The sequence below is a fragment of the Roseivivax lentus genome, from assembly GCF_900156805.1.
In the GTDB taxonomy this organism is placed as follows: Bacteria; Pseudomonadota; Alphaproteobacteria; order Rhodobacterales; family Rhodobacteraceae; genus Roseivivax; species Roseivivax lentus.
In genome coordinates this window covers 300,983-312,978 of sequence record NZ_FTOQ01000001.1, presented here as the reverse complement: position 1 = coordinate 312,978, position 11,996 = coordinate 300,983, and the positions used below count along the sequence as shown (strand labels likewise).

The following is an 11,996-nucleotide window of genomic DNA, read 5'->3' as shown; positions in this document are numbered from 1 at the left end:
GCGGCCGCGTTGGAGGCTCTGCCTCCAAACCTCCGGAGGTATTTCCGGTCCGGCCGTGACAGGGCGCGGCGCCTTTTCCCGGGCGTGGGCCACGTGAATGGCGCGTAGCGCGGGACAGGTCAGAGGCCGGGGCGGACCTTCACGGCCGTGCGGGCCGCGTCCCAGCCATCGACCGAGCAGCGCGCGCGGATATAGACCGTCCAGACCCCGTCGGGCACCATCACCGAGGACAGCGAGCGCGTGAAGGGCTGTTCCTGCACATGCGGATGATGCAGCACCCGCATCCCGATGACCGCGCCGTCCTCGGCCTCGATCCGCCAGCCATCGGCGTAATGATCCCAGCCGGTATCGGGATGGGCGAGCGTCACCGAGACGCGCCAGTCCATCCCGGTCTTCTCGATCGTCACGTCGCGGATATCGGACGGATCGGCGGCGGCGGGCGCGGCGAGCAGCGCAAGCGCGGCGAGAGGCGGGGTCAGGCGTCTGGTCATCGTCAACAGGTAGCACCCGGGCTCTGAAACCGGGGTCATTTTTCCGTGTCCACGGGGCGCGCGCTCAGCAGCACGTTGCGGCTGACCGCGAAGAATTCGCGCCGCAGGATCACCGCGAGCGTCAGGAGCGTGGCGAGGCACAGCGCCACCGGACCGATCAGCCAGGCGGCGCTGGCGATGCCGAAATACACCGATCGCAGGCCGCGATTGTAGCTGCGCGCGGCGGCGGAATTGATCTCGCCGGCCTGCCGGGCGCGGACCAGCGCCACCGGGTCCTCCGGGTCGTTGGGCACCGCCGCCATCAGCACCGCGCAATATCCGAAGAGCCGGTGCGACCAGACGAATTTCAGGAAGGCGTTGACCGCGAAGACCAGCATCAGCGCGATCTTCATCTCCCAGACGATGGTGGGATCGGCGGGCAGCGTCAGGTCCTGCGCGACGCCGCGCAGCTGGTCGGCATTGCCGATCAGCGCGAGCCCGCCGCCGATGGAAATCATCGAGGCCGAGGCGAAGAAGGTGGCGCCCTGCCGCAGGATGCCGACGATCTGGCTGTCGAAGATGCGCGGATCGCGGTGCAGGAAATGCAGCATCCAGGCGCCGCGATATTCCGACATCAGCGCCGAGGTGGAGGGCCGCGCGGCGGGCGGATGCTCGATCGCCTGGGTGACGCCGAGCCAGCACAGCACCAGGAGGCCGAGCGCGGCCCAGTCGGAGGGCGCCATGAATTGCAGCACCTCGGGCAGCATCATGCGGGCTGGGCCACGACGACCCAGAGGACGGCAATGACGCCGAGGACGCTGACCTCGTTGAAGATGCGCAGGAAGCGATCGCTTTCGGTGAAGACCCCGCGGCGGGCGCGCAGCACCATCCGGCCGGTCCAGCCGTAATGCACCGCCAGCGCCGCCACCAGCGCCACCTTCCACCAGACCCAGCCCGGCATCGCCAGCATGCCCGCGAGCCAGAAGCCGGTGATGATGGCGATCACGCCGAGGCCCAGCGAAAAGCGGTAGAGCCGGATCGTCAGATCGCCGAGCGGCCCGAAGGCATCGAGGGTGGCATGTTCGCGTTTCCAGTAGATCAGCGCGCGCGGCACCGCGAAGATGGACGTCACCCAGCCCATCACGCAGAGAATGTGAATGACCTTGACCCAAATCATGCCGCTGTTCCTTGTACGTTCCGCCCCCGGACAATCGGCCCTGCGCCCCGTCCGGGTCGCCTGCGTCGATGCACCGCCGGTTTCTTGGCTATGGCTTTGCGTCGGGGAATGCTAGATATAGCCTCGAAGTTGCAAGGGAGTTTTCGCGATGCAAATGCCAACCCCCGACGCCCGTGTCCTCAGCCGCAAGGCCGAAATCGTGGACAGGCTGCGCGGCGTCCTGCCCGCCGATGCGGTGATCGACGACGTGGCCGAGACGCGGGCCTATGAATGCGACGCGCTGACCGCTTACAAGTGCCCGCCGCTGGCCGCCGTGCTGCCCGCCAGCACCGAAGAGGTCGCGGCGGTCTTGAAGATCTGCCACGAGATGGACGTGCCGGTGGTGCCGCGCGGGTCGGGCACCTCGCTTGCCGGTGGCGCGCTGCCCACCGCCGATTGCGTGATCCTCGGGGTCTCGAAGCTGAACGAGGTGCTCGAGACCGATTACGACAACCGTTTCATCCGCGTGCAGACGGGCCGGACCAACCTCTCGGTGACCGGTGCCGTCGAGGAGCAGGATTTCTTCTACGCGCCCGATCCCTCGTCGCAGCTGGCCTGCGCCATCTCGGGCAATATCGCGATGAATTCCGGGGGCGCCCATTGCCTGAAATACGGCGTGACCACGAACAACCTTCTGGGCGTCACCATGGTGATGATGGATGGCACGGTGGTGGAGCTGGGCGGCGCCCATCTCGATGCGGCGGGGCTCGACCTTCTGGGTGTGATCTGCGGCTCCGAAGGGCAGCTCGGCGTCGTGACCGAGGCCACCTTGCGCATCCTCAGAAAGCCCGAAGGCGCGCGGCCCGTGCTGATGGGCTTCGACGCCAATGAAGTGGCCGGCGCCTGCGTGTCGGACATCATCAAGGCGGGCGTCCTGCCCGTGGCGATCGAGTTCATGGACCGCCCCTGCATCCGTGCCTGCGAGGCCTTCGCCAAAGCGGGCTATCCCGACTGCGAGGCGCTGCTGATCGTCGAGGTCGAAGGCTCGGACGAAGAGATCGACCATCAGCTCAAGCTGATCATGGACATCGCCCGCCGCCACAACCCGGTGGAGCTGCGCGAGGCCAAGGATGCCGACGAGGCGGGCCGCATCTGGCTGGGCCGGAAATCGGCCTTCGGCGCGATGGGCCAGATCAACGACTACATGTGCCTCGACGGCACGATCCCGGTCTCGGAGCTGCCCCGCGTGCTGACCCGCATCGGCGAGATGTCGAAGGAATACGGGCTCGACGTCGCCAACGTGTTCCATGCGGGCGACGGCAACATGCACCCGCTCATCCTGTTCGACGCCAACAAGCCCGGCGATCTGGAGAAGTGCGAAGAACTGGGCGCGGATATCCTCAAGCTCTGCGTCGAGGTAGGCGGCTGCCTGACCGGCGAACATGGCGTCGGCATCGAGAAGCGCGACCTGATGCATGTGCAATATGCGCCCGCCGACCTCGAGGCGCAGATGGCGGTGAAGGACGTGTTCGATCCGAACTGGCTCCTGAACTCCGCGAAGGTCTTCCCGCTCGACGCCTCCGATGCGCGCCGCGCGCTGGACGTCGCCGCGGAATAAGCCGCCCCATCGCCCCCGGCCCGCGCGCCGGGGCCTTCCGACCGCTGCGAGATGAGACCATGACACCGAAGACCGAAGACGAGCTGAGCGAGATCATCAAGGCGGCCCGGGACCCGCTGCAGATCCGCGGCGGCGGCACGCGCGGCGGGGCGGGCACTGGCGCGCTCCTGGAGACGGGCGGGCTCTCGGGCATATCGCTTTACGAGCCGGGCGCGCTGACGCTGGTTGCCGGGGCTGGCACGCCGCTCGCCGAGATCGATACCGCGCTGGCCCGCGAAAACCAGCGCCTCGCCTTCGAACCGCTCGATCACCGCACGCTACTGGGCTCAAGCGGCGAACCGACGCTGGGCGGGGTCGCTGCGACCAACGCCTCGGGGCCGCGCCGCATCCAGGTGGGTGCTGCCCGCGATTTCATGCTCGGTGTGCGCTTCGTCGACGGGGCGGGCAACATCGTCAAGAATGGCGGCCGGGTTATGAAGAACGTCACGGGCTACGACCTGGTCAAACTGATGGCGGGCAGTTGGGGCCAGCTTGGCGTGATGACGGAGGTGTCGCTGAAGGTGCTGCCGGTGCCCGAGATGATCGCGACGCTGCTCATCAACGGGCTCAACGAGACCCGCGCGGTCGCCGCGATGAGCCGCGCGCTTGGCTCCCCGTTCGAGATCACGGGGGCCGCCCATGCGCCGCGGGGCGTCGACGGCCATCCGGTCACGATGCTGCGGATCGAAGGGTTCGAGACCCAGATCACCTATCGCGCGGGTGAGCTGAAAAAACTGCTCGCCGAGTTCGGCGACATCGCGGTCGAGACCGATCAGGACCGCGTGGCGGCCGGTTGGGCCTGGGTGCGGGACGTGGCGCTGATGAAGGATAAGCCCGGCGATGTCTGGCGTTTCTCGGTCAAGCCCTCGGACGGGCCGAAGCTCGCCGCGGCGCTGGGGGCCGAGGATATCCTTCTGGATTGGGGCGGCGGGCTGGTCTGGGCGCGGATGCCGGAAGGCACCGACGCACGGACGAAGATGGGCGATATCGCCGGGCACGGCACGCTGGTGCGGATGAGCGATGGCAGCCGCGGGCGCATTCCGCGGCTGCATCCCGAACCTGCGCCGGTGGCGAAACTCACCGACGGTCTGCGCGCGCGCTTCGATCCTCGCGGTCTGTTCAACCTGGCGCCCGTGCCGGCATGACCCCACAACTCGCGATCGCCTTCGTGCTGTCCTTCGCGGTCGGCCCGGTTCTGTTCCTGCTGCTCATCCAGCCCGATCCGACGAAGCCGCTTCTGGCCGCGCTGGCCATCGGCGCGCTGGGGGCCGCGATTGTCGGCCTGCGGCTGTCGGACACCGCGCCGCTGACGGGTCTGGCGGCGATCTGGCTCGGCTGGATCGGCGCGGTCGCCTTCATCGCCCATACCGCCCGGCGCCTGACAAACCGTCCGAAAACCGACCGCGCCACGCGGGTCGCGGGGTGCCTTGCCACAACGATCCCGTGGTTCGGCCTCGCCACCGCGCAGATGCTCTCTATCTGAGGATTTCTCCCAATGCAGACGACCTTCACACCCGAACAGCTCAAGGATGCCGATGTCGCGCGCTCGAACGAGATCCTGCGCAATTGCGTGCATTGCGGCTTCTGCACGGCGACCTGTCCGACCTACCAGGTGCTGGGGGACGAATTGGACAGCCCGCGCGGGCGCATCTACCTCATCAAGGACATGCTCGAGAACGAGCGTGTGCCGGACGAGAAGACCGTCAGGCATATCGACCGCTGCCTGAGCTGCCTTGCCTGCATGACGACCTGTCCCTCGGGCGTGCATTACATGCATCTCGTCGACCATGCCCGCGCCTATATCGAGGAAAAGTACGAACGGCCCTGGCAGGATCGCGCGCTGCGCTGGGTGCTGGCGCGCATCCTGCCCTATCCCGGCCGCTTCCGGCTGGCGCTGCTGGGCGCCAAGATCGGGCGGCCCTTCGCCAGGCTGATGCCCGACGTGCGGCTTCAGGCAATGCTCGAAATGGCGCCGAAGACCATCCCGCCAGTGTCGCGCAACGACGATCCGCAGACCTTCCCCGCCGAGGGCGAGACGAAGATGCGCGTCGCGCTGATGACCGGCTGCGCGCAGCGCGCGCTCAACACCGACATCAACGACGCCACGATCCGGCTGCTGACCCGGCTCGGCGCCGAGGTGGTGATCGCCGAGGGCATCGGCTGCTGCGGTGCGCTGACCCATCACATGGGCAAGATCGACGAAAGCCACGGCACGGCGGCCAAGAACATCCGCGCCTGGGCGCGCGAGATGGACGGCAAGGGCCTCGATGCGGTGGTCATCAACACCAGCGGCTGCGGCACCACCGTGAAGGATTACGGCCACATGTTCCGCACCACCGACATGGCCGAGGATGCCGCGCGCGTCTCGGCCATCACCCGCGACGTGTCGGAGGTGCTGAACACGCTGATGGCCAGCGCCGATGTCGACACGGCGCAGGAAGCGCGCGAGGGCATCGCCGGCACCGATGCGGCACCCGGCCACGGCATCTTTTCGCCGCCCAAGGGCGCGGCGGGCGGCGCGATGCGGGTGGCCTATCACGCGGCCTGCTCGCTGCAGCACGGCCAGCAGATCAAGACCTACCCGAAGGCGCTTCTGAAAAAGGCCGGCTTCGAGGTGGTGGAACCCGCCGACAGCCATCTGTGCTGCGGCTCCGCGGGCACCTACAACCTGATGCAGCCGGTGATCTCGAAGCAGCTGAAGGAGCGCAAGGTCCGCACCCTGGAGGCCAAGGCGCCCGAAGTGATCGCGGCGGGCAATATCGGCTGCATGATGCAGATCGGCGGCGGCACCGACATTCCCGTCGTGCACACGGTGGAATTGCTGGATTGGGCCACCGGCGGGCCGAAGCCGCCGAAGCTGATGGAAACGGATTGATGCCGTATTCCCAACAAAACCGAGGCTGACAGACACAGTTCTGCCACGCATTTATTGAAAAATGTAGGCGTTCAACCGAAGGAAAGTTTGTGTCCTTTCGCCAGTGTCTCTGGGCCGTTTGTGTTTGTCTGCCCATGCTATCCGGCCCTGCCTCCGCGCAGGGCTTTTTCCAGTTGTTCGGCGCCGACGCCGACGATTGGGGCGCGGTCGGGCGGCTCGAATTCGACGGCAAGGCCTTCTGCACCGGCGCCTTGATCGCCGAGGATCTGGTGCTGACGGCGGCACATTGCCTTTACGATCGCGAAAACGGTGAAACCGTCCCGGTCGAGGAGATGGAATTCCTCGCCGGATGGCGCGAGGGACGGGCCGAGTCCTATCGCCGGGTCCGCCGCGCCGTCGCGCATCCCGATTTCGTCTTCGACGCGGCCTCGGACGCCCGGCGCGTGCGCTTCGACATCGCACTCCTGGAATTGCAGCACCCGATCCGCAACACCACGATCACGCCCTTCGAGACCGGTCGCGACCCGGATCCCGGCGACCGGGTGGGCGTCGTCTCCTATGCGCGCGACGGGCGAGACGCCCCGGGCCTGCAGGACAGCTGCACCGTGCTGTCGCGGCAGGAGGGGATCTTCGTGCTGTCATGCGAGGTCGATTTCGGCGCTTCGGGCGCGCCGGTCTTTTCGCTCGACACGGGGACGCCGCGAATCGTTTCGGTCGTCTCGGCCAAGGCCCAGGCGGGCGGTGACGCGGTTTCGCTCGGCGTGGTGCTGGACGGGACGGTCGACACGGTGCGCGATCTTCTCGAGGCGGAAATCGGTGGCGCGCGTCCGCCCGGCGTGCGGACCATCCGCGGCCCCGAGGATATGGACGAAGGCGCGAAATTCATCCGTCCGGCGCCCAGCGAGCCCGAGCCGGAAGACTAGACGGCTGGGCTTTCCCGCCTCTATCCCGTAAAAACGCGCATTCTCAGCGGCTTGCACCGATCACGTCCGCATGTCGAAGGGTCTTGAAACGGGCAATTCCGCTTCCCAGATATCTCTCACCGGGTCGCCAGACAGGGGCCCGGCATCACGGAGCCGCCTGTCCCCATCGGGAAGGCGCAACACAGATATGGTATCGCTCAAAGGAGGATAACCCATGCGTAGCTTTGATTTCGCACCACTTTATCGTGCAACCGTCGGCTTCGACCAGATCGCCGACATGATGGACCGGGTCCTGACATCCGAAGGCGCCCAGCCCACCTATCCGCCCTACAACATCGAGAAGACGGCCGACGACGCCTATCGCATCTCGATCGCCGTGGCGGGCTTTTCCGAAAATGACCTCTCGGTCGAGGTGAAGGACCACGCGCTGGTCGTCTCCGCGCGCAAGGCCGACGAAGAGGAAGGCCGCACCTACCTGCATCGCGGCATCGCCACCCGCGCCTTCGAGCGCCGGTTCCAGCTCGCGGACCATGTGCGCGTGATCGGCGCGTCGCATACCGACGGCATGCTGCATATCGACCTCGAGCGCGAGATCCCCGAGGCGCTGAAGCCGCGCCGCATCGCGATTCAGAAGGTCGATACGGTCGAGACCCGCAAGGACGTGCTCGAGGCCGACAAGGTCAACTGATCGGGCCCGAGCCCATTGAACACCCGTTGAAGCACGAACGCCCCGGCCATGGCCGGGGCGTTTTGCGTTGATGCGTGAGATACGTTTTGGCGGTTCAGGCAGTGCCCGGCGCGAAGGCGCCGTCATGCCCGGACCGCCCTGTCGCCTGCAGCATGCGAGGGCGCGGGGACGGGCGCGTGGCCCGCCCCCGCCAAGCATCCTCAGACGGTCAGGCAGACGTATTTCATCTCCATGTATTCCTCGATCCCGTGGTGGCTGCCTTCGCGGCCCAAGCCCGATTGCTTGACGCCGCCGAAGGGGGCGACCTCGGTCGAGATGAGGCCCGTATTGACGCCGACGATGCCGTATTCCAGCTCTTCGGCGACCTTCCAGACGCGGGACAGGTCCTTGGCGTAGAAATACGAGGCGAGGCCGAAGATCGTGTCGTTCGCCATGGCGATCACGTCATCCACGTCGTCGAACTTGAAGAGCGGCGCGAGCGGGCCGAAGGTTTCTTCCTTGGCGAAGGCCATCTCCTGCGTGGCGCCGGTGACGATGGCGGGATGGAAGAAGTTTCCGTCCGCGTCGTCCTTGTCGGAGCCGAGGATCAGCGTCGCACCCTTCGAGGTGGCGTCGCGGATATGCTCCTGCACCTTGTCGATGGCATCGCGGGTGATCAGCGGGCCGAGATCGACGCCGTCCTCGGACAGGCCGTCGCCGACCTTCAGCTTCTCGACCGCCGCCTTCAGCTTCTGCGCGAATTCGTCATAGACGCCCGATTGCACGTAAAGCCGGTTCGCGCAGACGCAGGTCTGGCCGTTGTTGCGGAATTTGCAGGCGATGGCGCCCTCGACCGCGGCGTCGATATCGGCGTCGTCGAAGACGATGAAGGGCGCATTGCCGCCAAGCTCCATGGAGCATTTCATCACCTGGTCGGCGGCCTGGCGCAGCAGGATGCGGCCCACCTCGGTGGAGCCCGTGAAGGTCAGCTTGCGCACCTTCTCGTTCTCGCAGAATTCCTTGCCGACCTCGGAGGACGAGGACGAGGGCACCACGTTGAACACGCCCGCGGGAATGCCCGCGCGTTCGGCCAGAACGCCCAGTGCAATTGCCGAGAGCGGCGTCTCTGCGGCGGGGCGGGCGACGAAGGAACAGCCCGCGGCGAGGGCCGGGGCGGCCTTGCGGGTGATCATCGCGTTGGGGAAGTTCCACGGCGTGATCGAGGCGGCCACACCAATGGGCTGCTTCATCACCAGGATGCGCTTGTCCCGGCCATGGCCGGGGATCTGCTCACCCAGAACGCGCTTGGCCTCTTCGGCGAAGAACTCCACGAAAGAGGCGCCGTAGGCGATCTCGCCCTTGGCCTCGGCCAGCGGCTTGCCCTGCTCGGCGGTCATGATCTTGCCGAGGTCCTCCTGGTTTTCCATCATCAGGTCGAACCATTTGCGCAGCACGTTCGCGCGCTCCTTCCCGGTCCAGCGGGCCCAGTCCTTCTGCGCGGCATAGGCGGCGTCGATGGCCTTGCCGACCTGCGCGCGCGAGAGATCGGCGACATTGGCGATGACATCGCCGCGGGCGGGATTGGTCACCTCGAAGGTGCCATCGTCACCGTCGATCCACTGGCCGCCCACATAGGCACGGCTTTCCAGAAGGCTCGGATCCTTGAGCAGTCCCGGCAGGTTTGTGGTTTGGTCGAGCATGACGCTCTCCTTTCGGTTTAATGCGGGGATGGACCCCAAAATTCAGCGCGGTATGGTCGCAGCACGGCGACCGGAGGCAGGTATGGAACTCGACGACGCTTACGCAAATGCACCCTATATTCCCGAGGCCGACTCCTACCCGCCGCGTTGGGCCGAAAAGGCCCGTGCGATGCGCGGCAAGCTCGGTGCGGCAAACCGCGCCCGGCTTGGCCTCATGTACGGTCACGGAACGCGGAATGCCAGTGACCTGTTCCTTCCGCTGCGCCGTCCCGAGGGCCTGCTGATCTTCGTTCATGGCGGGTATTGGCTGCGCTTCGACCGCGAGGACTGGTCGCACCTCGCAGAGGGCGCGCTGCAGAACCGCTGGGCGGTGGCGATGCCCTCCTACGATCTCTGCCCGCGCGTGCGGATCGCCGATATCACCCGCCAGATCGCCGACGCCGTCACCGTCGCCGCGCGGGAAGTGCCGGACGTGCCGATCCGGCTGGCCGGTCATTCGGCGGGCGGGCATCTGGTGGCCCGGATGCTGGCGCCGGACATGCTGCCCGAGGATGTCGCGGCGCGGATCGCGCGGGTCATGCCGATCTCGCCGCTGTCGGATCTGGAGCCGCTGCTGCGCACCTCGATGAATGCCGATCTCGGCCTCGATGCGGAGACCGCGCGCAGCGAAAGCCCCCGGCACCAGCCCAAACCCGGGGTGCCGGTGACCATCTGGGTCGGCGCGGAAGAGCGGCCGGTCTTCCTCGATCAGGCGCGGTGGCTGGCCGAGGCCTGGGACGCGGAGCTGGTGGAGGAGGACGGCAAGCACCATTTCGACGTGGTCGAGGGGCTTGAGACGCCGGACAGCCGGATGTTGCAGGCTTTGCTCGACCTCTGAGCGGTTATTCTACGGAGCTTTGCGGGCGCGGGGGCGGTTCCGCCGTCGATGCCCATGGGCCATCGGCACGCGAAAAAGGCGAGGGGCCAGCCGCTGCCGTCGATGCCCTTGGACCATCGGCGCACTCCGAGAAGCGAGGGGCCAGCCCCTCGCGCTCCCCGGAGGTATTTCCGGTCCGGCCGTGACAGGGGCGGCGCGCCGATTGCCCGGCGAGGGACGCGCGGGCGGTGACGGGAGCGGGACATGAGCGGGCACCCGATGCCTGCGGGCGCAGAAAGCGCGCGGCACCCCCTTGGACAGCGGCCGGGAAAGCGCCAAGTTAGGCAGGTGGCGCGCCGCGCTCGCCTGCCCCATCGAAGGACCCTCGTCATGGCTTACGTGAAATGGACGCTGATCGCGCTTTGGTGGATCGTGGTGCTGAGCTTTCTGCATTACACCCTGCCGCAGAACGATATCGCGCGCATCACCGACACCTATGAAAAGCGCGAGGATATCGGCGCCAACGCCCTGTTCTGGACCCGCGGCGATGCGGGCGCCGCGCAGGCCGACAGCCGCGACGTCTTCTTCATCCAGACCCGGCGCGCGGGCGACGACATCATGGTCTACCGCAACGAAGATACCGGCTGGGGCTGGCCGCCCTTCTTCAAGTTCGACAGCTCCAACCTGCAGGCGGAGGCGGCGGATCTGCGCTCCACCGCCGAGGCGCCGCGCTGGGTGGCGATCCGGCATTACGGCTGGCGGCTGGAATTCCTGTCGGTCTTCCCGAACGCGCTGTCGATCAAGCCCGTGGCCGGGCCCGACGTGACCATCATCCCGTGGCGCGCGATCTTCACGCTGATCTTGATGGTCGCGGTCTTCTGGGCGATCTGGGTGCGCTGGCGGCGTTTCCGGCAGGCGCGGATCGATCCGGTGCTCGACCAGGTCGAGGACAGTTTCGACGACGCGACCGATGGGCTGCGCAGCCGCCGCAAGCGCCTCACCGACTGGTTCCGCGGCCGGTGAGGCACGGAGCCCTGCCGCGATTGTTTCCAATCTCGCCATAATCCCGCCGGGATCGCGGCGTAGCCTGCCCGCCGATCCCCCATATGCGGGGCCATTGGAACGAGGCAGGCGCGATGTTGGAGGCATTGACGGCGATCGGCGTGACGCTTCTGGGCGGAACGCTGGGCGGGCTGGCCGCGACGGCGGAGACGGAGGCGGCCGGGGGCGACGCGGAGGCCGACGCGCTTGCCGAGACCGAGGCCCGCACCGCGCTGCCCCTGCCCCTACCCGAGGCGGGTCCGGGCGTGGCCGGTGGCGGCGTGACCCTGCCAGACATGGTGGCGCAGGAAGCCCGGTTCGATCGCTTCGATCCCGAAATCGACCAGGTCGTGGTGGTCTATCCCGATGCGATGGGAGCGGCCGGGATCGCGGATCTGTCCTTCGATTACGACGAGGCGCGCGACGAGACCCGCGTGACGCTGCACACGCCCGACGGCCCGAAACCGGTCTGCTGCCTGAGCGAGGTGGCGCCGGGCGAGATGGATGCGGGCAATTTCGGCTTCATGTCCGCCGCGGAGGCGGCGGCCACGCTCGGCCCCCTGTCGCAACCCGCAACGGACGGGATAGCATAGACCGACCGGCGGTCCGCGCGCCCCGCGCCGCCGCCTGACGAAACCTCGAGGGCCGAAG

The 11,996-nt window shown here is 67.3% G+C and carries 13 protein-coding genes; 9 read left to right on the top strand and 4 right to left on the bottom strand.

Features of this window, described 5'->3' with window-relative positions; genetic code table 11:
• Window positions 1–119: 119 nt before the first annotated feature.
• From BW990_RS01435 to BW990_RS01425, 3 genes are read right to left on the bottom strand one after another with little or no spacing between them, the layout of a single operon-like run.
• Complete coding sequence (locus tag BW990_RS01435; protein ID WP_076445089.1) at window positions 120–491, bottom strand: hypothetical protein; 372 nt, start codon at window positions 489–491, stop codon at window positions 120–122.
• A 35-nt stretch (window positions 492–526) separates the two neighbouring features.
• Window positions 527–1,240 (bottom strand): DUF599 domain-containing protein, encoded by a 714-nt coding sequence (locus tag BW990_RS01430; protein ID WP_076444262.1) that lies wholly within the window; start codon window positions 1,238–1,240, stop codon window positions 527–529.
• Window positions 1,237–1,647: a CopD family protein gene (locus tag BW990_RS01425; RefSeq protein WP_076444260.1), complete on the bottom strand. Its 411-nt coding sequence runs from the start codon at window positions 1,645–1,647 to the stop codon at window positions 1,237–1,239. Before BW990_RS01425 ends, BW990_RS01430 begins: the two co-directional genes overlap by 4 nt.
• 148 nt (window positions 1,648–1,795) lie before the next feature.
• Between BW990_RS01425 and BW990_RS01420 the strand changes: the two genes are divergently transcribed.
• The 6 genes from BW990_RS01420 to BW990_RS01395 all read left to right on the top strand — a co-directional run bounded on the left by BW990_RS01420 (window position 1,796) and on the right by BW990_RS01395 (window position 7,769).
• Window positions 1,796–3,244, top strand: coding sequence for an FAD-linked oxidase C-terminal domain-containing protein (locus BW990_RS01420; RefSeq protein WP_076444258.1), 1,449 nt, complete (start codon window positions 1,796–1,798; stop codon window positions 3,242–3,244).
• Window positions 3,245–3,303: 59 nt separating this feature from the next.
• Window positions 3,304–4,428, top strand: coding sequence for an FAD-binding protein (locus tag BW990_RS01415; RefSeq protein ID WP_076444256.1), 1,125 nt, complete (start codon window positions 3,304–3,306; stop codon window positions 4,426–4,428).
• Window positions 4,425–4,766, top strand: a complete 342-nt coding sequence (locus BW990_RS01410) for a hypothetical protein (protein ID WP_076444254.1) — start codon at window positions 4,425–4,427, stop codon at window positions 4,764–4,766. Before BW990_RS01415 ends, BW990_RS01410 begins: the two co-directional genes overlap by 4 nt.
• A gap of 12 nt (window positions 4,767–4,778) precedes the next feature.
• Window positions 4,779–6,158, top strand: a complete 1,380-nt coding sequence (glcF, locus tag BW990_RS01405) for a glycolate oxidase subunit GlcF (RefSeq protein WP_076444252.1) — start codon at window positions 4,779–4,781, stop codon at window positions 6,156–6,158.
• A gap of 134 nt (window positions 6,159–6,292) precedes the next feature.
• Window positions 6,293–7,081, top strand: coding sequence for a trypsin-like serine peptidase (locus BW990_RS01400; RefSeq protein WP_076444250.1), 789 nt, complete (start codon window positions 6,293–6,295; stop codon window positions 7,079–7,081).
• A gap of 214 nt (window positions 7,082–7,295) precedes the next feature.
• On the top strand, window positions 7,296–7,769 hold the full coding sequence (locus BW990_RS01395; RefSeq protein WP_076444248.1) for an Hsp20 family protein: 474 nt from the start codon (window positions 7,296–7,298) through the stop codon (window positions 7,767–7,769).
• 200 nt (window positions 7,770–7,969) lie between these two features.
• Here BW990_RS01395 and BW990_RS01390 read toward each other — a convergent pair whose 3' ends face one another.
• Window positions 7,970–9,448, bottom strand: a complete 1,479-nt coding sequence (locus BW990_RS01390) for an NAD-dependent succinate-semialdehyde dehydrogenase (RefSeq protein WP_076444246.1) — start codon at window positions 9,446–9,448, stop codon at window positions 7,970–7,972.
• Window positions 9,449–9,530: 82 nt separating this feature from the next.
• Here BW990_RS01390 and BW990_RS01385 point away from each other — a divergent pair, with 82 nt between their 5' ends.
• The 3 genes from BW990_RS01385 (at window position 9,531) to BW990_RS01375 (ending at window position 11,938) form a co-directional block, all read left to right on the top strand.
• Window positions 9,531–10,325, top strand: coding sequence for an alpha/beta hydrolase (locus BW990_RS01385; RefSeq protein ID WP_076444244.1), 795 nt, complete (start codon window positions 9,531–9,533; stop codon window positions 10,323–10,325).
• Window positions 10,326–10,694: 369 nt separating this feature from the next.
• Window positions 10,695–11,327 carry a DUF1523 family protein gene (locus BW990_RS01380; RefSeq protein ID WP_076444242.1) on the top strand — a complete coding sequence of 211 codons (633 nt, stop codon included), beginning with the start codon at window positions 10,695–10,697 and terminating at the stop codon, window positions 11,325–11,327.
• A 113-nt stretch (window positions 11,328–11,440) separates the two neighbouring features.
• A complete protein-coding gene (locus BW990_RS01375) occupies window positions 11,441–11,938 on the top strand; it encodes a hypothetical protein (protein WP_143526035.1) in 498 nt (165 codons plus the stop codon).
• Window positions 11,939–11,996 lie beyond the last annotated feature (58 nt).

What these genes read in the sequence shown, in the direction of transcription:
- BW990_RS01435 (WP_076445089.1), bottom strand. Translation starts at nt 491, where the DNA reads ATGACCAGACGCCTGACCCCGCCTCTCGCCGCGCTTGCGCTGCTCGCC.
- BW990_RS01430 (WP_076444262.1), bottom strand. Translation starts at nt 1,240, where the DNA reads ATGATGCTGCCCGAGGTGCTGCAATTCATGGCGCCCTCCGACTGGGCC.
- BW990_RS01425 (WP_076444260.1), bottom strand. Translation starts at nt 1,647, where the DNA reads ATGATTTGGGTCAAGGTCATTCACATTCTCTGCGTGATGGGCTGGGTG.
- BW990_RS01420 (WP_076444258.1), top strand. Translation starts at nt 1,796, where the DNA reads ATGCAAATGCCAACCCCCGACGCCCGTGTCCTCAGCCGCAAGGCCGAA.
- BW990_RS01415 (WP_076444256.1), top strand. Translation starts at nt 3,304, where the DNA reads ATGACACCGAAGACCGAAGACGAGCTGAGCGAGATCATCAAGGCGGCC.
- BW990_RS01410 (WP_076444254.1), top strand. Translation starts at nt 4,425, where the DNA reads ATGACCCCACAACTCGCGATCGCCTTCGTGCTGTCCTTCGCGGTCGGC.
- glcF (WP_076444252.1), top strand. Translation starts at nt 4,779, where the DNA reads ATGCAGACGACCTTCACACCCGAACAGCTCAAGGATGCCGATGTCGCG.
- BW990_RS01400 (WP_076444250.1), top strand. Translation starts at nt 6,293, where the DNA reads ATGCTATCCGGCCCTGCCTCCGCGCAGGGCTTTTTCCAGTTGTTCGGC.
- BW990_RS01395 (WP_076444248.1), top strand. Translation starts at nt 7,296, where the DNA reads ATGCGTAGCTTTGATTTCGCACCACTTTATCGTGCAACCGTCGGCTTC.
- BW990_RS01390 (WP_076444246.1), bottom strand. Translation starts at nt 9,448, where the DNA reads ATGCTCGACCAAACCACAAACCTGCCGGGACTGCTCAAGGATCCGAGC.
- BW990_RS01385 (WP_076444244.1), top strand. Translation starts at nt 9,531, where the DNA reads ATGGAACTCGACGACGCTTACGCAAATGCACCCTATATTCCCGAGGCC.
- BW990_RS01380 (WP_076444242.1), top strand. Translation starts at nt 10,695, where the DNA reads ATGGCTTACGTGAAATGGACGCTGATCGCGCTTTGGTGGATCGTGGTG.
- BW990_RS01375 (WP_143526035.1), top strand. Translation starts at nt 11,441, where the DNA reads ATGTTGGAGGCATTGACGGCGATCGGCGTGACGCTTCTGGGCGGAACG.